The 21,141-nt window shown below is 43.1% G+C and carries 18 protein-coding genes; 4 read left to right on the forward strand and 14 right to left on the reverse strand.

All coding sequences use genetic code 11. From position 1 onward, the window contains the following. Positions 1-19 precede the first annotated feature (19 nt). The 4 genes from J0L60_03085 to J0L60_03100 all read right to left on the reverse strand — a co-directional run bounded on the left by J0L60_03085 (position 20) and on the right by J0L60_03100 (position 4,944). Positions 20-871 (reverse strand): T9SS type A sorting domain-containing protein, encoded by an 852-nt coding sequence (locus tag J0L60_03085; protein ID MBN8545095.1) that lies wholly within the window; start codon positions 869-871, stop codon positions 20-22. A gap of 239 nt (positions 872-1,110) precedes the next feature. After that, complete coding sequence (locus J0L60_03090; protein MBN8545096.1) at positions 1,111-3,342, reverse strand: T9SS type A sorting domain-containing protein; 2,232 nt, start codon at positions 3,340-3,342, stop codon at positions 1,111-1,113. A 225-nt stretch (positions 3,343-3,567) separates the two neighbouring features. Continuing rightward, complete coding sequence (locus J0L60_03095) at positions 3,568-4,452, reverse strand: NmrA family NAD(P)-binding protein (GenBank protein MBN8545097.1); 885 nt, start codon at positions 4,450-4,452, stop codon at positions 3,568-3,570. Positions 4,453-4,512: 60 nt separating this feature from the next. Beyond that, complete coding sequence (locus tag J0L60_03100; protein MBN8545098.1) at positions 4,513-4,944, reverse strand: MarR family transcriptional regulator; 432 nt, start codon at positions 4,942-4,944, stop codon at positions 4,513-4,515. A gap of 123 nt (positions 4,945-5,067) precedes the next feature. Here J0L60_03100 and J0L60_03105 point away from each other — a divergent pair, with 123 nt between their 5' ends. Beyond that, positions 5,068-5,844, forward strand: coding sequence for a 3'-5' exonuclease (locus J0L60_03105; protein MBN8545099.1), 777 nt, complete (start codon positions 5,068-5,070; stop codon positions 5,842-5,844). Between the two features lie 82 nt (positions 5,845-5,926). Here J0L60_03105 and asd read toward each other — a convergent pair whose 3' ends face one another. From asd to J0L60_03150, 9 genes are all read right to left on the reverse strand, one after another. Beyond that, positions 5,927-6,964: an aspartate-semialdehyde dehydrogenase gene (gene asd, locus J0L60_03110; GenBank protein MBN8545100.1), complete on the reverse strand. Its 1,038-nt coding sequence runs from the start codon at positions 6,962-6,964 to the stop codon at positions 5,927-5,929. 307 nt (positions 6,965-7,271) lie between these two features. Continuing rightward, on the reverse strand, positions 7,272-7,997 hold the full coding sequence (locus J0L60_03115) for a phage Gp37/Gp68 family protein (protein ID MBN8545101.1): 726 nt from the start codon (positions 7,995-7,997) through the stop codon (positions 7,272-7,274). After that, the gene (tcmP, locus tag J0L60_03120) at positions 7,990-8,862 is read right to left on the reverse strand and encodes a three-Cys-motif partner protein TcmP (protein MBN8545102.1); all 873 of its coding nucleotides are present in this window, start codon (positions 8,860-8,862) and stop codon (positions 7,990-7,992) included. The genes J0L60_03115 and tcmP overlap by 8 nt, the downstream gene beginning before the upstream one ends. Before the next feature lie 188 nt (positions 8,863-9,050). Next, positions 9,051-9,668 (reverse strand): AAA family ATPase, encoded by a 618-nt coding sequence (locus J0L60_03125; GenBank protein ID MBN8545103.1) that lies wholly within the window; start codon positions 9,666-9,668, stop codon positions 9,051-9,053. A 122-nt stretch (positions 9,669-9,790) separates the two neighbouring features. Beyond that, a complete protein-coding gene (locus J0L60_03130; protein ID MBN8545104.1) occupies positions 9,791-10,885 on the reverse strand; it encodes an amidohydrolase in 1,095 nt (364 codons plus the stop codon). 6 nt (positions 10,886-10,891) lie between these two features. Beyond that, positions 10,892-12,094 carry an aspartate kinase gene (locus J0L60_03135; GenBank protein MBN8545105.1) on the reverse strand — a complete coding sequence of 401 codons (1,203 nt, stop codon included), beginning with the start codon at positions 12,092-12,094 and terminating at the stop codon, positions 10,892-10,894. Positions 12,095-12,096: 2 nt separating this feature from the next. Continuing rightward, positions 12,097-12,795 (reverse strand): 2,3,4,5-tetrahydropyridine-2,6-dicarboxylate N-acetyltransferase, encoded by a 699-nt coding sequence (dapD, locus tag J0L60_03140; GenBank protein MBN8545106.1) that lies wholly within the window; start codon positions 12,793-12,795, stop codon positions 12,097-12,099. 8 nt (positions 12,796-12,803) lie between these two features. Further along, entirely contained in the window at positions 12,804-13,454 is a 651-nt protein-coding gene (locus J0L60_03145; GenBank protein MBN8545107.1) for a 4-hydroxy-tetrahydrodipicolinate reductase, read from the reverse strand. A gap of 3 nt (positions 13,455-13,457) precedes the next feature. Then, a complete protein-coding gene (locus J0L60_03150) occupies positions 13,458-14,333 on the reverse strand; it encodes a 4-hydroxy-tetrahydrodipicolinate synthase (protein ID MBN8545108.1) in 876 nt (291 codons plus the stop codon). A gap of 114 nt (positions 14,334-14,447) precedes the next feature. Here J0L60_03150 and J0L60_03155 point away from each other — a divergent pair, with 114 nt between their 5' ends. Then, positions 14,448-15,617 (forward strand): acetylornithine/succinylornithine family transaminase, encoded by a 1,170-nt coding sequence (locus J0L60_03155; protein ID MBN8545109.1) that lies wholly within the window; start codon positions 14,448-14,450, stop codon positions 15,615-15,617. Positions 15,618-15,681: 64 nt separating this feature from the next. Here the strand turns inward: J0L60_03155 and msrB are convergent, their stop codons facing one another. Beyond that, positions 15,682-16,230, reverse strand: a complete 549-nt coding sequence (gene msrB / locus J0L60_03160) for a peptide-methionine (R)-S-oxide reductase MsrB (GenBank protein ID MBN8545110.1) — start codon at positions 16,228-16,230, stop codon at positions 15,682-15,684. Positions 16,231-16,554: 324 nt separating this feature from the next. Between msrB and glnA the strand changes: the two genes are divergently transcribed. Both glnA and J0L60_03170 read left to right on the forward strand, forming a co-directional pair. After that, on the forward strand, positions 16,555-17,937 hold the full coding sequence (gene glnA / locus J0L60_03165) for a type I glutamate--ammonia ligase (protein MBN8545111.1): 1,383 nt from the start codon (positions 16,555-16,557) through the stop codon (positions 17,935-17,937). A gap of 522 nt (positions 17,938-18,459) precedes the next feature. Continuing rightward, positions 18,460-21,132, forward strand: coding sequence for a T9SS type A sorting domain-containing protein (locus J0L60_03170; GenBank protein ID MBN8545112.1), 2,673 nt, complete (start codon positions 18,460-18,462; stop codon positions 21,130-21,132). Positions 21,133-21,141: the final 9 nt, after the last annotated feature.

Genomic DNA, 21,141 nt, shown 5'->3' on the forward strand with positions numbered 1-21,141 from the left:
CCTGAAGAAAGGCCCTTTTTCACTTTATAAGGAGCATTTTCTTTGTTTCAGTGATGTTCCCTGATGTAAGGCGATAAAAATAGGTGCCACTCGGCAGATTCTGCGCATTAAAACTTATTTCGTGATTGCCCGACTCCATCTGACCGTTCACGAGTTCTGCCACTTTTTCACCTGCTGCATTGAATATACCCAGTTCAACCATTCCACTTGCCTGCAGGTTAAATCTGATAACAGTAGACGGATTGAAAGGATTAGGATAATTTTGCATTAAACTGAAGGCTTTCGGATTGTTAAGTTCTTCTTCTACTGAAACAGGGGAATCGGAAAACTTCAGGTCGTCGACAAGAAATGAGGTTCCGAGGTGGTAGTCACTTCCCGCTACAGGACCGATAATGCTGATTGTAACTACGCAGGTATCCGGTGTGTCATCGTTCATGTACTGAAACGGTACTTCAAGTGGCAGATAGTTTTGTGTTGCAGTAGAATATGTACGGGCTGCGATTCCAACCAGTTCACCGTTTTTCATCAACAACACTGATACGGAAAGTCTGTCACTCCCCACAGGGTTGAGTATGTAGTTGCCGGTAAACTTGACAGGCCTTTGGGTATATGGAAAACCGGAGGCATCGTCACCCGACTGGATGAAGGGAGCCACGACGAGACCCGGTGACCACTGAACCACTTCTCCTTTTACGGCAAAACTGCCTGTTTTTGCATTGGGTGATTGAGTAACCAACTGCGGTAACATTGGAGCATTTGGTGTTGCCCATCCCGAGGGACCGTCGCTGTTCCATGTTTCAAAATCACCGTTCGGTATCTGACTGAATGCCAGAGTTGATGCCAATAGTATAAATAATGCGATCATTTTCATTGCTGTTCTCCTGATGATGAGATTTTTGACTCTGATTATTCTTTATAATAAAAAATAATAATCGATTAATTCGTCGAAAAGACATCGCAAATCTATAATCCGAAGATAATAACACGAAGATTTAATAAATGAAAGGTATTATTAGATTGTTTTCGGAATGAATCAGGTATGAAGTGAGTACTTGAGTACCAGAGTGACTCAAGTACTCAGGTACTCAAGTCACTCAAGTTCTCAGTTTTCTATTTCATCAGGATCATTTTTCTTGTGGATGTGTTATTTCCTGCAGTCAGTTTATAGAGATAAATTCCGCTCGGCAAATCTGCGGCACTGAATCCAATCTCATGGTAGCCGGCTTCAAGATTTCTGTTTATAAGTTCAGTTACTTTTTCTCCCGACGAGTTGTAGATAATGAGAGAGACAAAGCCCTCTTTTGGGAGCGCGAAGGCGATCATTGTTGTTGGATTAAACGGATTGGGGTAATTCTGTTTTAGCGCAAATTCGAGAGGTACATTTTCACTCTCAGTGATTCCGGTTACGATATGGATTATCGACTGCCCGGCATCAGGTATAAAAATGTTTTCGTTTAGTCGGAGATTTGTAAAACTCACCGTACTTTGGCCGTTGTTCAAGCTGCCGTTATATGAAAGACGGAGTTTAACAACGGGAATACCGGGTGTTAAAGGAACCTCCTGAAGCGATGCTATGGCGAATTTCACCACTCCATCCTCATGTCGTACTTCCCGGAGTGCACCCGAAAATTGAGGGGCAAATTGCAATCCCTCAAAATTAAAAGCAGTGGCATCAAACGAAATATTTCCCTCGAGAGTAAACAGGTTTTCCGGGTTGTTTAAGTATACCGGCACTTCGATAATCTGTCCTGAGGGTGCATTAACATCCACAATCTGAGGTGTACCGGCTGCCTGCGGGAAATTACCCCACGGAAGTGAAGGTATCAACCCCGCAACATATTGTGCAATAGTTGATGCATCGGCCGCAGTGATTGTGCTGTTGTTTGTAACCTCAGCATTTCCACGCTGTTCGTCGTCGAGGGTTATCTGATTGACCAGGTATCTTAACACCATTGATGCATCAAAAGCCTGAACAACCCCGTTCAGATCCACATCACCGGGGAACCGGGTCTTTATCACAACCTTTCCGGCTTTTGTCATAACAGGGTAATCATTTGTGTTAAAATATGCAGAGTCGAAATTGATGAATACAGTATCTCTTTTTGTCGGATCAGTTGGAGTCGCTTTGAATTGCAGGTAACATAGAATTCCATTGGTGTTAATAAAATCAGATCCGTAAGAGATAAATCGAAGATTTTCGTTGGTCTGATTTGTGTAAAATGACCAGCCCGAAGTGTTCATGAGAGTACCTGCCTCAGGTTTAACACCTATAAACTTGAGCTTGGGAGAAAAGTTGTTCAGGTAAATCTGTCCCGAGTACAGTTTATATCCGTTGGGGTTTGTGATTTTTAGCGGTATTTTTACCGTGTCGCCCGCAAAAAGCGCAACATCCTCGAGCCAAAGCATCAAGGGCGCTCTCCTCTGCCATGCCTGCATTGTTCCATAACCGACCACATGAATGTTTTCAAGATCTTGTGTGTACAGTCCCAATGCAACATTGCTATTATAAGGAAAAACATTTTCGTGGTTCCATGTCGCTCCTCCATCGGTTGTTTTGTGAATTATTCCGTCGTTCAATACAATTACACCCCGCATTGCATCGAAGAAAAACATGTCACCGGGATATATAAAACCCGGAATGTTGGGAGTCAGATTAATCCAGGAAAGTCCCCGGTTGGTTGATTTCAGCAATCCAAACTCGCCGGCTGCATAAATGACCTGATCGTTTGGGACGGAAACATTAAATATCGCTCCGACATAGGGAAGCGAAAGCGGAAGATATCCGGCACCTCCGTTTTCGGTAACGAGCAATCTGCTGATTGTGGAAGAAGCCGCAAGGGAACCCATGGCACCGAACATGTCGGTTCCGTATGCAATGGATGTCAACTGGTATTCATTGGAGTTGAAGTTCTGCTTTGTCCAGGTTGCTCCGGCATTGGTGGTCTTGAATAGTGTACTTCCATATCCGACGATATAGCCTATATCAGGACCGGCAAAATAAACCTTCTTAAGGTTTTCGTTAGTGTTCAACTGTATTTGGGTCCATTCCTGTGTATTGAAGTTAAATTTCAATACTACTCCATTTTCTCCAACTGCCCATGCATTGGATCCGACTATGTCCACGGCATTCAACCACTCGGTTTGAGCCCCCGTTCGGAAAATCGTCCAGGGGGAATCACCCAGCTTTATAAATACAGCTCCGCCCTCTCCGACTGCCATACCAATATCTGTTTGAAAATCGACATCGTTGAGCCGGTAGGGCGGATTAATTGTCTGTCCTCGCCACAACTGGGCGTTCAAGGTAAGACAAAACATTGCAATGAGTAGAAGTGTCTTCTTCATATTATATCTCGGTTAAATATTATTAAATACGGGTATTAAAATCGTAAAAATAATTTAAATAACAAGCGAAAATATTCATTATTAAGGAGGTTGTGATTTGTGTTACAGGCTGGTGTACTGCTTCTTGTGGGTCTCAGTTTGAGCTACGGCGGGAGAAACAAAAAAGGCTGCTCGAACATGATATTCGAACAGCCTTATAATTGAAAAGACGGCTAAACGCTTTCGCTACGAGTTATAAACATAAGCGAATGTTTTGGCGAACTCTTCTATGCTGGTTGGAGTTGTGCTCTCTGCATCTCTGATTACACCCTCTGTAATCCTACCGGTGTTGGCGACCTGCAGGAAAAGAGCCATGCGGTTTGCCATGCTTTCACCAACACCCATCTGCACCATGGAAGCAATCATCCCTTCGAACGGGAATTCAATATAGGAGAGGTTGGGTTTGCCAATGGCTTTTCCGAGAATGGAGGCAATCTCAGGATAGGTCAGGTCTCTTTCACCGAGAAGATATTGAGCGGACTTCCCTGTAAAATCGAGTTTAAGAATTCTTTCGGCACCGTAGTTTCCGATATCGACAGTCGCAATCATAGGCATTTTAATGTTTGCGAGGACAGGTGAGCCCATGATACCGCTCTCCTTAATTAGGGGAATCTGACCAAAAAGGTTCTCCATGAAAAATGTGGGTCTGAGGTGAAGGACATTTAACCCTTCAATTTTGTTGAATTCCTCTTCCATATAATGCAATCCGAAAACAACGCCTGTGTCTTCTGAGAGCTGCGCTCCAAGACTGCTCAGGGACACTGCATATTTTACGCCCGAATTTTTGATTGCTGTTGCCAGTGTATCAACTGTTTTCGTTTGAAAGCCGTAAAAATCTGGTTCCCTGTAGGCAGGTGGAATCATTGCATAAACTGCTGCTGCACCTTCAAATGCCGTAGTAAGAAATTCAACATCGTCAAGGCTCCCCTTTGCGAATTCAGCACCTTTGGTAATTAGATCATTTGCCTTTTCGGGGTCTCTGCCGATAAGTTTTACACTTTTGCCGGCTTCAAGTAGTCGGGTTGCGATTATTTTACCGGTGTTACCGGTTGCTCCTGTTATTACAAACATGGCTGCTCCTTTGGTTATTAAAAATGATTGTTTTTACATACAAATATGGGGATAAAAAAATCAGGCATTGTCAAGTTTAACTGCTGCGTCAAAAATCGATACTGTAAGCAGGTTTGCATGAGTTTCGCCGAGAGTTTTTGTGTACCGTTTGTAAAAATTCATCCAGCACTCCTTTACAACAGGCTCCATTTCCTTGCCTGCCTCGGTTGGATAAATTCTTGTAAACTTCCCCTCTGTTTCTCTCGAAACGAGCCCCTTTTGTTCCAGTTTCTCTATCAAACGGGTTATTGTCGAAGGATTGAGCATCATAATTTTACTCAAATCCATCGGTTGAATACCCGGTTGCTCTACAACGGACATTACAAGAAAAGCAAATGAAGTCGTCAGTCCAGTGCGGGCAAACTCTTCATCAGCCATTTTCGTAACTATCCGCGCCAGCGTATTGGACGAGTAGTAAAGGCACTTGCAAAATTTAGAACTTTTTTCTTCCATATACCACAAATATAATATGAAATGGTTGTATATACAAATAAAAAATACCCCCTTAACAATATTTTTTCGTCAGGGAGCAAAATCTTTGATATTTTTGCTTTACAAATATTTGCGAAAGGCAAAATGAGATTAAAATTAAAACGACCAATTGTATTTTTTGACCTGGAAACCACGGGGATTGATGTCGAAAAAGACAGAATCGTTGAAATATCGCTGTTAAAACTCTACCCCGATCAGCGACGGGAGATCAAAACGGTGCTCGTGAATCCCGAAAGAAGCATCCCCGCAGATTCGAGTAAAATTCACGGCATTTATGATTTGATGGTGGCTAACGAGAAGACATTTCCCGAAATCGCAAATTCACTTCTTAAGATTTTCGACTCCTGCGACATTTCAGGGTATAATATTTTAAGCTACGACCTTCCTCTCATCAAGCAGGAATTTAAAAGATGTGGAATCGAATTCCCCGCGGAAGGAACTGTTGCAATCGATCCGTATCTGCTTTATGCAAAGAAGGAACCAAGAAATCCCGGCAACCCTGCGGATACCCGCCGTCTGGTGGATGCATACCGCTATTACTGTGGCAAGAAAATGGTGGGCGCACACTCTGCCGAGGCTGACATCACCGCCACTATGGAGGTGTTTATCGCTCAACTTGAAAAATACAACGATGTTGGAGACACTCCCGAAGAAATTGCACAATATCTGGGAGTGGGAAGAAGCAAAAATGCCGACATTTCAGGGAAGCTGGTTTATAACGAGAAGGGGGAAGTTGTCTATAATTTTGGCAAACATATCGGCAAAAGGGTGAAAGACGAGAGAGGGTACGCAGAGTGGATCCTTAAAAATGACTTTCCCGATGACACAAAGCGGGTCTTGAGAGAAATTCTGAAAAAATAGCCCCGTCCGAATTCACCTGTGTATTTAAAAAGAAAAAGTGCCGGAGAAGTCCTTCGGCACTTTTGATTTTAAAGTAAGACGGTTAGATTAAACCCTTTTTCACCATCAATTCGGCACAAAGTATTGCTCCACCGGCAGCACCTCTGACCGTATTGTGGGAAAGAACTGTAAACTTGTAATCGAACAGGTTACAGTCACGAAGCCTTCCGACAGAGGTTGCCATCCCTTTATCGATGTTTCTGTGGAGTCGCGGCTGAGGATATTTATCCTCATGGAAATAATGCAACGGTTTAACGGGTGCAAAGGGAAGTTGAAGAGACTGAGGTTCAGCAGAGAATTCCTCCCAGACCTTCAAAATATCACCCTTTGAAGCTTTGTTTTTCAGTTTAACCTGAACAGATTCGGTGTGACCGTCGAGAACCGGCACTCTGTTGGTGGAAGCACTGATTTTGATGTCGGTGTTCGTAATCCCCGATCCGTTAAAAGCTCCAAGAATTTTCAGGGGTTCGGTTTCGAGCTTCTCTTCTTCGCCGCTGATAAACGGGATGACATTATCAGTGGAGTCAAGTCCCGAAACTCCGGGATAACCGGCACCTGAAAGAGCCTGCATCGTGACCACATTCACGGCTTCAAGTCCAAAATTGTCAAAAAGAGGTTTTAGCGCCATCACCATTCCGATTGTTGAACAGTTGGGGTTGGTAACTATTGCACCGCCGTTGTACTTTTGAATCGAAAGGAGCTGCAGGTGATCCGCATTAACTTCAGGTACGAGAAGCGGTACATCGGGATCAAAGCGGTGATTTCTCGAATTGGAGACAACGATGTAACCTGCTTTGGCAAAATTCTCTTCAATTTCACCCGCTACGGAAGAATCAAGTCCCGAAAAAACAATCCTGCTCTCAAATGGGGGCTCACAATTCTTTACAATCAGGTCTCCCACCCCTTTCGGAATCGGGGACGCCATAAACCAGTTGACTGCATCCTTGTATTTCTTCCCCGCCGAGCGGTCGGAAGCTCCAAGTTCGCACAATTCAAAAAAAGGATGATCTTCAAGAAGTTGAATAAATTTCTGCCCCACACTGCCGGTGGCACCGAGAACTGCTACTTTGATTTTAGACATGTAACTCTATTTATTTGTTATTAAATACAAAATCTTCATTAAATAAACGGCAAAGATATGAAATATGAGCTGTTATGGAAAGGGGAAAGGAGGGAAGGAGTTAACTGTAACTTATGCAAAACCCCGTGTCGATTGTGATTTGGATATTTATAAAAAATTTAGCAATTTTGCATTCAGATTTACCCCCCTTAAGATAGCATCTTAGGCCCAACGCCCCTTAACTGGGGCGTTTCTTATTTTACATCAGACGGGGGAAAATTAAACGAAGAGTTAAGACAACTGCTGCTTGTTTACCAAACCGCAGATTTTATGTCAAAAACATATGTCTTCGGGGCATATCGTTATGCAAACGACCTTGTAATTCTCTTCCTGTTTTGTGCTTTCTAGTACCGCCCCACTGCTTGAAAAAGAAAGGTACATCAGCCACATTGCAGATGTCTCGTAATTTTGTAACCCATTCTTCCTTAAGTTCTCTTGCTTTAGGTCCTGATTCCCCTCCCACAATCACCCAGTCTATCCCTTCAAGATCAATTTTGTTAATTTCCCCGATTAATGGTTCAATCGACAAAAACTTCGTGAATGCGTTTGTTTGTCTGAGGTAATCAACTCTTTTTACATATGTTTGAGACTCAACACTAACCCCCATCCAGATGTTTTCAGACCAGGGCAATTTTTTACTAAGTTCCAACAACCTCTCGTGTCTTTTCGTAAGAATTTGGAATACATGCCACGAGGCTTGATTCATTACTTGAAAAACCTTTAAGATATAATCAAAAGGCACATCCTCGTGGAAAAGATCACTCATTGAATTTACAAAAATCAGACGAGGTGTCTTCCATTTCAGTGGAATGTCCAGGGTAGCAGGTTGGAGCGTCAACTTAAATCCGTTTTTGTAATTTGGCTGTCCCATCAATTGTAACCGTTTGGCCATTTTTTCGGCATAGCAATTTTTACACCCGGAACTTACTTTGTCACATCCGGTTACGGGATTCCATGTAGCGTTAGTCCACTCAATTAAACTTTTATCAGCCATGTTTCTTTTCAATTAGATGTCGAGCAATGTTGATCGCAGTTTCTGAACCTTTTTCGTTTGAAGCAGCAAAACACAAGGCGAAGATAGGAATATTTTTAGTATTTTTCAAGATCAAAGGATTTGGTGCAACTTTATGAAAAATTTCGCCTAATCTTGAGACATAATATTCTATCAATTCTTTCTCATTAACAGCTTTTATTAAGATTGTCTCTTCTTCACCGAACAAATTTTCAACCGAGTATTCTTTGTAAAACTTTTCGAACCAATCCGTTTCACCGAAAACACGGTCTAATTTTCCCCTGACTGAGTCTATAATTTCTCCATCTTTTTGTAGTTGACGCATAAATCCGACTGCATGAGGTACGAGAATCCACAAATCCACCATTTTTGTTTTAGCGATTGTCTTCAGGAGATCAAATTCCACATGCATTCCAAACGGGTCCAGGAAAATGACCGCCCTGTCTTTAGTGATATGAAAACTTTTCAATATTTTCGTGAGCTCCTGTGTGCAATCACCATTATAAATATGAACTCGATCTTTTGCCCAAGCATATTGTCTTTTTAGTTCTTCAAGCTTTTGACACCGGCTTCTGTCTTTTTCGATAAAGTGATAGTGATGAAAAGGACTTTTTATGTCTAATGCAATCTTTGCACTACCGGGATAATGTGCTTCCATCTCAAATAAGTTGCCTTCAATGCTATCTTCAAAGACGAGGTCTCCCTTCCCTGCAAATGCATCAATGTAATGAGTCGTGAATGACTGTGCCTTTAAATTCTTGTCAAAAATTTTTTTGTATGCTTCTAAATAGTCATTTAGTGTTCTCAATTTCGTTATTGTCCAATTGCCACCAAAATGATCTGCCATGTTATCCTCAGGTCAGTTTTATTTTTGAATGATTAAAGCTCAATTCTTAATTTAATAATCTGTTTCAAATTTTTTCAAAATCTCAATATTTAATTCTTTTGCTTTCCAAATATGTATGCAAAACCGTTTTCATCGTCAATCAGATCAAACGGCAACGGAAATGCCGCAAAAGATTAATATACAAACCTTTACCCCACCTTATTGTACAACTGCTTTACGACATAGTTAGGAATGCGGAAAGTGATCAATCCGGCAAAATGATCTTCGATGGTTAAAAGTCCAATATAAAACAAAAGTGATACAGCATCAGCTTTTGTGAACTCTTTTTCGAAATTGTATTGAAGTGTCAGACTCTCGGAAATCTTCCCGGAGACAAGTAAATCCTCCAAAATTTCCTCCATTTCCTCTTTTGTGAGAAAGTTATAATGAGAGTTAAAATCGTTGAACCCGATCTTTACTTTCGCATTAAACGACTCTCGGATCAGTGCACTGTCACCCGTATCAATTGCCGAAAAATCAAATTTCAGTATGAGGAATTCGTTTCGAAGAGGAGTTACATTCTCCGGTTTCCCAATAAACAGGTTGCCGAAAAGTCTGTCAAAATCTTCATCATATTGTTTGCCATAGTAATGATCCAGCACAGAAAGGAACAGGGATTTCCCAAACCGTCGTGGTCTGAGAAAAAATATCGCAGGGGAATTCTGTTTTTCGAGAAGAGGAATGAACATTGTCTTGTCAACATACCAGGCATTCCGCTCAATAAGCGAAGGAAAATGAGATGTAAGCAACGGGAGACTCTTGTTCATCAGTTGTTCTGAATTTTTTATTAATGGATAGTTAATATAAATAAATTAGTCCGTAACAGGATATCAAGGTTTGTGTTGTCTAATAATCAGGCATGATTTCAGGGATACTTTAGCGTGATCTTTTACTCCCCCTCCAGTATCCTCCAAAAAGCTTTAAAGCCGTCTTCTATTGTTTCATCCGGGGGGAAGAATTTGGGGGTGTGGAGTCCGTGTCTTTCACCGGTGGAAGTGCCGAGCCAAAACATGAAGGAGGGATATTTTTTTGAGATGAAGCCGAAATCTTCACCGGTCATTTTGCTGCCGCAGTCGATGACGGTGAAATCTTTTGACAGGGCGGGGGTGCATTTATGGTATAATGATTTGTCAACCACTACTTCAAGATAGGGATCACCATGGATGACTTCTGTTCTTACTCCCGTCTCTTTTTCGATCTCTTTCGAGAGGGATTTGAGTTGGTCGATAAACCACCAGGAGTCATCAATATTCAAAGCTCTTATGGTGCATTCAGCGATTGCATGAGCAGGGATGATATTCCGTGCTGTTCCCGACTGAATTTTCCCGTATCCGAAGAGCATGGTGTCTTTTTTGGGTTCAATCAGTTTTTTTGCACGGGAAAGGTAAGCCATCAGACCATCAAAGGCGTGAATCCCGTTTTCGGGAAAGGCAACATGCGCCTGTCTGCCGTGAAACTCGAGTACAATTTCGTTGGCTGAGGCAAAAAGTACACCGGGAGTTGAAGCTATGGTGCCTCTGTCATAATCATCAGTAACATGAAGCGCAAAGGCTTTTGAAATGTTGAATTGATCGAAAACACCCGATTCAAGCATTTTAAGTGCTCCGCCACCACCTTCTTCGGCAGGTTGAAAGAGAAAAATGATATTGCGATCCACTTTCTTTGCCACCACTTCAAGCAGAAAACGGTAGAGGATTGAGGTGTGCACATCGTGTCCGCAGGCGTGCATCAGATTGTTTGTTGAAGCGAACGGGAGTCCCGTCTCTTCAACTATCGGAAGGGCATCAATATCAGCACGGAAAAGGAGATAATCACCATTGTTTACAGTATATTCAACCACAAGTCCTGTTTCAAGAGGGCGATGGATAACGATTCCCGGAATTTCTCCGATGTTTTCAACCAGGGTTTTCGTGGTTTCAAACTCCTGATACATAAGTTCAGGGAGGCTGTGGAGTTTATGTCTAAGTTCGACAGGTTTTAGCATACAGTCTTACAGGTTGAATGCGTTAACGATGTTTTTTACAGCTTCCTCTTTGAATTGCTTGTCGATCAGGCATGAAATTTTTATCTCGGAAGTTGTGACAAGCTTTACGGGTATGTTTTTTAGTGCGCGGAAAAATGTAGCGGCGACACCTCCCTCGGATTTCATCCCGATCCCCACAACAGAGAGTTTCAAATAGTCTGAATGATACTCGACCACATGTGTATCGATACCAGAGAGAGAACGGGTGATGGCAGCGTCGAGGTCTTTTACTTTTTCCGAAATGACAGTAAAGGAAACAACCAGTTCGTCTCCGGTGTTGATCATCGAAATCATATCGACATTCAATCCCTCCGCAGCAACCTTTTCGAAGAGGTTTTGCACGATTGAGTAGTCTACAGGGAGTTTTTTTATAATTACCTGAGTTTCGTTCTCAGTCACACTGCAACCTGTGACCACGGGTTCTTCAATTAAAATATCTTCGTTCACGACATAACTTCCTTCCTCATCTGAAAAGGTTGAACCACAATAGAGATTAATATTGAATTTTTTTGCGATTTCCACCGAGCGGCTGTGCAGAACCTTTGCGCCAAGTGAAGCCATTTCGAGCATCTCGTCATATGAGACCTGCTTTAGTTTTTTGGCATTGGGGTGCAGTTTCGGATCGGTTGTGTAGATTCCCGCCACATCACTGTAAATCTCACAATCAACACCGAGAGCGGAAGCAAGAGCGACAGCGGAAGTGTCTGATCCACCTCTTCCCAGGGTTGTAATCTCCCAGTCCTCTGTGACACCCTGAAAACCGGTCACAACCAGAACATCGTATTCCTTCAATTGTTCATTGATGAAGTTTGTATCGAAGTGGAGGATTTTCGCCTGAGTATGGCTTTTTGTGGTTTTTATCCCTGCCTGAAAAGCATTGAGCGATTTACTCTTTACACCAAGATCTTTAAGAGCCATCGAGACAAGAGAGACCGAAACCTGTTCACCCGTGCTAAGCAGCATGTCATACTCTCTCGGATCGGGATCGGGCGAAACTTCCCTGGCAAGTTTTATCAGGCCATCGGTGCTTTTTCCCATTGCCGAGACAACAATAATCAGCTTAAATCCGGAATCCACCCGTTTTGCTATCCGGGCAGCAACACCAAGGATCTTTTGTGCATCAGCGACGGAACTTCCGCCAAATTTCTGAACGACAAGTGTGGTGCCCATCTCTATAGACTCCTCAGGGAATCCATTATTATGGTTTTCGACTTTGTCTTTTCGTCAACTTTTTTGATTACCCGAGCCGGAACGCCGGCGACAACCGTATAAGGCTCCACATCAGAGACAACAATTGCACCTGCGGCAACCACAGCACCTTCGCCAACTTTTATTCCTTCAAGCACAACAGCATTGGCACCGATAACCACTTTATCACCGATTACTACTGGTTCTGCATTCGGGGGTTCGATGACACCTGCGAGGACAGTTCCGGCACCAATGTGACAGTCTTTTCCCACTACTGCCCGACCGCCAACTACCACATTCATGTCGATCATTGTCCGGTCACCAATTACGGCTCCAATGTTGATCACCGCTCCCATCATAATAACGCAATTGTTGCCGATATCAACTTTGTCGCGGATAATGGCACCCGGTTCAATTCTGGAATTCACTTTCGTAAGATCGAGAAGTGGTACTGCCGAGTGTCTTCTGTCGTTTTCAATCCGGTAGTGTGAAAATTTCTCCTTGTGGGTTTTGAGCAGGGCAACAAGTTCGGAGTGCTCACAGAAGAGCACTCCCCATTTGTGATCGCCATAAAACTCCAGACCTGAGAAGTCGATTCCCGCGAGATTACCCGCAAGATAAGCCTTCACGGGCGTTTTTTTTGTGGCTTTGGCTATAAAATCGATTATTTCGTAAGAGTCCATGTTATCCGTTACTTGTCCTGAAATACAACATCTGTAAATGAATAGAGTCCGTTGCTTTTGGTAAGCGCAAACTCGGCTGCAAGCAGCACACCTTCGGCAAAAGTTCTTCTGTTTGTCGCAGAATGTGAGATGGAAATCACCTCTCCAAGTCCTGCGAAATAGATGGTGTGGTCTCCCGGAACATTACCGAGACGAAGAGAAGAGACCGGCACATCTTTTCCGACAACCTCTTTTAGCATTATTGCAGTTCCCGAAGGTTTGTCTTTTTTGAAACGGTGGTGGGTTTCGGATATCTCCACATCCCAGCCTTTCAGATTTTCATTCAGGATTGCAGTTGCTTTCAGGAGTATCTGGACCCCTTTTGAATAGTTGTAGCTCTGCACGATCGGCAGCTCCTTCGAAAACTCTTTCAGGGCATCGAGTTGAAGCTGACTTAGCCCGGTAGTACCCGAAACGAGAGGACATTTAAATTTTGTCATATGATGGAGCACCGTGTCAAAAACCTCGGGTTGCGAGAAATCGATAAGCACTTCGGGATCTTCGTCGTGTCTCATACCGTCTAGATCGAGGGTGAAAACGCATTTGTGTCCCGTTTCGGAAAAAACGCTCTGCAGCTCCCTGCCCATTTTGCCGGAAGCGCCAAACAGTCCGTATTTCATTTTTTAAGCTTTCAGTTTGTTAATAGCCAATCTGATCAGATCACAGCTTCTATCGGAAACAGGAGCGAGAGGCATGCGAAGAGTGTTTTTGCAGAGTCCCAGAATAGAACAGGCCGCTTTTACGGGAGAGGGACTGGTTTCGATGAACAAAAGGTTCATCATATCGAGATATTTGTTGTGAATTTTTAACGCATCCCCGTTTCTTCCTTCGAGCATGGCGGTGGTCAGATCGCTCATCTCTCTTGGGAAGACATTGGAAAAGACGGAGATAACACCTTTGCCGCCAAGAGCCATGATTGGGAGTGTCTGGTCGTCATTTCCCGAAAGGACGGTAAGAGATTCGGGAGCCGCAGCGAGCAGTTTTGCTATTTGCGAAATGTCACCCGATGCCTCTTTTATCGCCACTACATTTTTGCAGTCGCTGTGTATTCTGAGCATCGTATCGGGAAGCATGTTCATGGCAGTACGGGACGGTACATTGTACAAAATTATCGGAAGATCGGTTTTCTCAGCGATATATTTGTAATGTTCGTAAAGACTTGCCTGAGTTCCTTTGTTGTAATAAGGATTCACAATCAGTAAGCCGTCTGCGCCGAGCTTTTCCGCCACCTTGTTGTTTTTTACGACATGGGCAGTGCTGTTTGTGCCGGTTCCGACAATTACTTTTGCTTTCCCGCTGTTTGCCTCAACAACGGTAGCGATAATTTTTTCCCGTTCATCTTCTTCGATAACGGGTGCTTCTCCGGTGGTTCCGAGGACAATGAGCATTTCAACACCATTGTCGATCTGGAAACGGATAAAGCTTTTTAAAGAATTGTAGTCCACTCCACCATCTTCAAGAAATGGTGTTATTATGGCAGTTCCTGTTCCTTTGAACATTCGTTGCAGTCCTTTAGAAATTATTAAAACGAAATAATAAATATAATGAATTATTAAGTTTGGCGGGAAAAGGCAAAATCAGCAATTTTGAAATTAAAAAAGAGGATTTTTTGCATGAATTTAACTGAATCGTATTTTCTGAATACATACAACCGACTGCAGATTGACATTGATCATGGCAGCGGGTCATACCTTATAACAAAAGACGGAGAGAGGTATCTCGATCTGTTCGGCGGTCTCGCCGTGAATGCTCTCGGCTACGCACATCCCGGAGTGGTTGAAGCGGTCTCCAAACAAATCGGAAGATTTGGACATTTGTCAAACATGTTTCTCACGGATGTCCAGGTCGAAATGGCATCACTTCTGATAAAGTACTCCGGAATGGAGAAACTCTTTTTCACCAACAGCGGAACCGAGACTGTGGAAGCTGCAATCAAGCTGATCCGTGCCGCAAAGGGAAGCGAAAAAATGATCTTCTCACTCTCCGGTGGATTTCATGGCAGGACATACGGCGGACTTTCACTTACCCACAAGGAGAAATACCAAAAGGGATTTGAACCGCTTCTCCCCAAAACAGGAATGATCAGATATAATGATATCGATGATCTTGTGGGGAAAGTTGATGAAAACACCGCAGCCATTTTCCTTGAGTTCATTCAGGGAGAGGGGGGAATTTACTCTGTAACGGGTGAATTTGTCTCAAAACTTGAAGAATTACGGAAAAAATTCGGGTTCCTAGTTGTCTCCGACTGTATTCAATGCGGCATTGGCAGAACCGGGAAGCCATTCTCCCATGAACATTTTAATTTCTTCCCCGATATGATACTCACTGCCAAAGCAATTGGTGGCGGACTTCCTCTCGGTGCACTCCTCGTCGGCAAGGAATACTCGGAAATTCTGACACCGGGCAGACACGGAACCACATTTGGCGGTAATCCCGTAAGTTGTGCCGCTGGAATTGTCGTGATGAAGGAAGTTTTCGAAAAGGGACTGATGGAAAACGCTAAAGAGAAGGGCGAGTACCTGATCCAAAAGTTGAAAGAACTTCAGAAACAATTTCCTGAAAAAATCAAGGAAGTGCGTGGAATGGGACTGATGATTGGTGTGGAACTGACTTTTCCCGGAGCGGGAATCGTTCAGGAGATGCTGAAACGAAAGTTTTTGGTGAATTGCACCAATGACCGGGTTATCAGGCTTCTCCCTCCCTTGATCATTGAAAAAGAGGAACTCGATAAGTTCTTTTCCGCATTCTCTGAAGTAATTGCCATGGCAAAACTTCCGTAACCCCTTTAAAATGAAACAGACCCGGGATGTAAAATTCCGGGTCTGCATGTTAAAAATTCATCTTCTACTGTTTTTCGAACTTCAGAGCTGCCGAGTTGATGCAGTATCTCAATCCCGTTGGTTTAGGTCCGTCATTAAAGACATGTCCGAGGTGGGCACCACATTTGTCGCAGGTCACTTCAGTTCTCACCATTCCATAAGAGCGGTCGGTATGTTCTGCAATGATATTGCTGTCTTTAGGGGCATAGAAACTGGGCCAGCCGCAATGAGCATCAAATTTTGTATCAGAAGCGAAAAGGACGGTGCCACATCCAGCACATTTGTAAACTCCCGCAGCTTTGTGATCCCAGTATTCACCCGTAAATGGTCTTTCTGTCCCTTTCTGCCTCATAACAAAGAACTGTTCCTCTGTCAGCAGGCTTTTCCATTCCTCTTCAGTTTTCACAACCTTGTCTTTCACATCTTTTCCTTTTTTGTCAATTACTGTTGAATCCTGCATATTCTTCTCTGTGCTGTTTATCTGCTTTAACTGGCTGTGCTTGTTGATTGCCACTGCTGCAGCGACAGCTACAAATAGAATCAGGGTTCCGATAAATAAAATGTGTTTAAGCATTCATGCCTCATTTAACAAAGGAAGATATTACGGCGTTCAAAAAACTAAATTAATCAATAAAATTACTGAATTAATTTGGTTCAATTTAACAATTCAAGCTGACAATAACAGCTAAAAAAAGCTGCCCTGAAAAAAATATTCCAAAACCTTAAAAATTTAAGAAAATAAGGCAAGCATACTTAAATATTTTACATATTTAGGTAAGGAGTGATGAGAAATAGTGCTAATCGGTAACAAACCTTAATAAATAAGGCTGGACCGGTTTTTATCTGATTAAAAAATGTTATAATTTTGCATACAGGATCATACAAATTAGAGCAAATAATGATTAATAATTTATTAAGCCACTGCAATCGTCTCATTGAAGAGAATGCCATTGAAGTGATCGACCTTAAAAGCATAGATCTTACCGGAAGACTCCATCATATCTCTCTCCCTGTAAGAAGTGGAATACTCGAAAAACTTCTCGCCGAAGGTGTCGGGTTTGATGCATCGAGCTACGGATTTTCAAAAGTTGAGAACAGTGACATGGTGCAGATCCCCGATCTGTCAACCGCTGTCGTCGATCTGTTCAGGGATGCCCCGACACTCAGTTTCTATTCAACGGTTCATCTGACTGATGAAAAAAGAACTCCGTTCCCACAGGACGGAAGACATATGGCAAAGAAAGTGGAAGCCCTGCTGCAAGAGTACACAGGAGCTGATAAATCGATGTGGGGTCCTGAATTCGAATTTTACATTTTCTCAAAAGTGAAATACGATACAAGGACAGCCTCATCCTACTATGAAATTGAACATGAAGAGGAATTTCATCGTAATGCATATCATGCTGCAAATCCATTTGATGTATACGATGATTTCAGGGACAAGGCATGCAGCCTTCTCAAACAGGTAGGTGTTGATGTAAAATACCACCATCATGAGGTCGGTGAAAGAGGACAGCAGGAAATTGAAACTTATTTTTCAGATCTGCTTGCAACCGCTGACAACATTGTTACCTCAAAGTATGTGCTTTTGAATTTTGCAAGGCAGCAGAATCTGTTTATTACCTTCATGCCAAAACCTATGTATCAGCAGGCAGGCAACGGGATGCACCTCCACCTTTACCTTACGAAAAACGGTAAAAACGCTTTTTATGAAAAGGGGAGATACGGTAATATCAATGATTTGGGAAGATATTTCATGGGTGGAATCCTGAAACACGGACCTGCTCTTTCTGCGTTTACAAATCCATCTACCAACTCGTATAAACGACTCGTCCCCGGATTTGAAGCACCTGTAGTACTTACTTATGGTCAGGGAAACAGGGCGTCTGCCATCAGAATTCCCAAGTATATCAACAATCCTGACGAGACCCGATTCGAATACCGTCCGCCTGATGCAACAGCAAACCCATACCTCTGCTTGAGCGCAATCATTCTGGCAGGAATTGACGGAGTGGTCAACAAAATTGATCCTGAAGCTGAAGGATTTGGACCATCAGAAAAGCTTGATTTCAGCGACAGAAGCAAGGACAGGCTCCACTTCCTCCCCAGAAACCTTGATGAAGCTCTCGATGCTCTCGAAATTGACAACGAATTCCTTAAAAGAGGTGGCGTTTTCACAGATCAGTTGATTGCACAATGGATGAAAATCAAACATGAAGAGATATCTGCAATAGGCACGATGCCTCATCCGTTTGAATTCAAAATGTACTTCAACTTGTAACCTTTACCATCCGCCGGTATATCCGCGGAGATCAATAGAGGCAGGATCCAAAGTTTCTCCTCGAAACATTTAGACGGGTCCTGCCTTTTTTATTGGTGTGATCTCCCATACATACCACCACAATAAACACCCCTTCGAATAATAATAATAATTTTTTCTTATTAAAATTATCTGTAAATTTGAATCAGGTTTTGTTAGGTTTAATTACATTTTTGTCCACCAGCAACAGAGGTCTTTTTTAAGATTCCAAATAATCACCAGAAATTTTTGCAGTTCGAATTCCGGCAAAGGAATAATCAAGAAATTGATCGAACGCATTTTTTTTAAATATAGCTCTTCCCTAAGCAAACCTGCCCTAAAATCCAAAGGATTTAATTTTCATTACCTGTAGTCATACATCTAACTAAACAAGTTTGTCATTGTCAAAGAATGAACTGTACTGTTCAGTTATATTAACTTTAGATTTGTTATGTCCCGGTAATTTATCAGTCTACTTTATACCAATTAATCGAAGAGTAATCCATGAGAAGCAGAGAAGCTGTAGTCTTGTTTATTTTGTTTTCATTTCTGTCTTTCCCTCAAACTTATGACCCTAATGTCTGGATGACAGATGGATTTGTGAATGCCATAAGTCAATCAGGAAATACAATCTATATTGGCGGGAATTTTAACTATGTTGGCAGATACACAGGACAGGGAACGATGTTAAGTGTTGCCACAGGTGAACCAAACACCTCAATGCCCCTGGTTAATGGCCCGGTGTATGCTGTTATTTCAGACGGTTCCGGTGGCTGGTATATCGGAGGATTGTTCACTAAAGTGGGGAGTCTAACAAGGAATAACCTTGCACGCATCAAAGCCGACAGGTCGGTCGATCCTGATTTTAACCCCGGACCGAGCAGCACTGTTAACTGCCTGGAGTTAAATTCAGGTAAACTCTATGTTGGTGGTGTTTTTACTACTATCGGAGGTCAGTCAAGAGGCAGGATAGCTGCTTTGGATCCCGTTACCGGAGTTCCTACTTCCTGGAATCCGAATGTCGGAGGCTCTGTTCATCAGTTCGTCATCAGCGGGGAAAATGTTTACCTCGGAGGTCTTTATTCAACTATCGGTGGCATTTCAAGAACGGGCCTTGGTGCGGTTCATAAAACAACAGGCGAGGTTTTAGACTGGAACCCTGATGTCAATGGCACTGTCAATTCAATGGCTCTGAGCGGAAATACTCTGTATGTCGGAGGAACTTTTACACAGATTGGAGGGGTGGGAAGGAATAAACTTGGAGCAGTTGATGTGATCAGCGGTTCCCTGACCGGCTGGGATCCCAACCCCAATTCTAGTGTCGAAACTGTTGTTTCACACGGAAACTCGTTGTATGTAAGTGGATATTTCACCAGTATTAGTGGCTCATCGCGGAATAATCTGGCAACTTTTGATGCGACCACAGGTTTAATTACCGCATGGGCACCGGACCCTGAAGGAATAGTCGAGGATATAGCATTCTCAGGCGGAATTGCCTATCTATCCGGGCGGTTCAGGTCATTTGCGGGGGAACCCAGGTACAGACTTGCAGCAGTGGACGAGGTCACAGGCAATCTGACCTCCTGGTCACCTCACGCCTCTGGCGCTGTTATCTCACTTGCTATCGATGGAGGCAATGTTTATGTGGGCGGGGATTTCAAATCGGTTGGAGGAAAACTCAGGAATTATGTTGCAGCTTTGAATGCATCCACAGGTGAGGCGACTGAGTGGAATCCTGATTGCGAATCAATCGTTAATACTCTCACCGTAAACAGTAATACAGTCTATGTCGGAGGCATTTTTACCACTATAGGGGGACAGGCAAGACAGTATCTGGCAGCGATTGACGGAATCACAGGCGTCCCCACGAGCTGGAATCCTCAACCCGGCTCTTTGGTTAATTCTTTAATTGCTGCTGACGGAATTCTTTATGTCGGTGGTGCGTTTACCACTATATCCGGCCAATCAAGAGGCAAACTGGCAGCTTTTGACCTGACAGACGGAAGTTTGACAGGCTGGAACCCGAATGCGAGCGCCACAGTTTCTACACTTGCAAAATCAGGTACTCTCATTTATGCCGGTGGAGCTTTTACGACCGTCGGCGGGCAGACAAGAAACTCAATTGCAGCACTCAATGTTTCCGATGGACTGGCAAATTCCTTCGATCCGAATACCTCCGGAGGATTTGTTTACTCAATTGCTCTTGATGGCACAACGGTTTATGCAGGTGGAAGTTTCACGACCATTGGCGGTCAGTCAAGAAACAGAATTGCCGCACTTAACTCCTCAGACGGGTCAGCCACTTCGTGGAACCCGAATGCGGATAATGAAGTAACTGCGATTGCGCTTAGCAGTACAAAAGTATATGTCGGAGGAAACTTTACAAACATTGGTGGTCAAACAAGAAACTATCTTGCGTCGATCAACAAGTCTGATGGATTGGCAGCATCGTGGAATCCGAATCCCGACAGGTCTGTGGAAGCAATTTCTGTGGATTACGACTACTCAAGAATTTTGGTTGGAGGACAATTTTTTGGAATCGCCGGAGAATCAATCGGCAGTTTTGTGTCACTTTCTGATCCGTCAGATCCCGCACTCCCTGTTGAACTCGTCTCTTTTTCGGCACAACATATTAATAATGCCGTTCAACTCTCCTGGCACACTGCTACCGAAGTTGATAACTATGGATTCGAAGTGGAGAGAAAGACTCCTGCAACTGATTGGGAGAAAATTTCTTTTATCGAAGGGCACAACACCTCAAATTCACCTAAATATTACTCCCACTCCGACCCCGTTAAAGCAACCGGAAAAATCCACTACCGGCTAAAACAACTTGATAACGATGGAGATTTTTCGTACAGCAATGTTATCGAGATAGATACCAAAACCCCCGCAGTCTTCGGTTTGGCACAAAATTATCCAAATCCCTTCAATCCTGTTACTGTAATAAATTTCTCTCTACCCTTTACAGAAAATATCAGTCTAAAATTGTATGATATGCAGGGAAAGGAGGTTGCTACTCTGCTCACCGGAGTGATGGATGCCGGATATCATACGGTAACTCTGAATGCAACAAAATATGGACTCGCTTCAGGAGTATATGCTTACAGACTGAGCTCAGTGGATGCCACAGGAAAGGCTTTTCATGCCACACGAAAACTTGTTTTGATGAAATAGTTGCCGGTC

The sequence above is a fragment of the Ignavibacteria bacterium genome (assembly GCA_017302895.1).
Taxonomy (GTDB): domain Bacteria; phylum Bacteroidota; class Ignavibacteria; order Ignavibacteriales; family Ignavibacteriaceae; genus UTCHB3.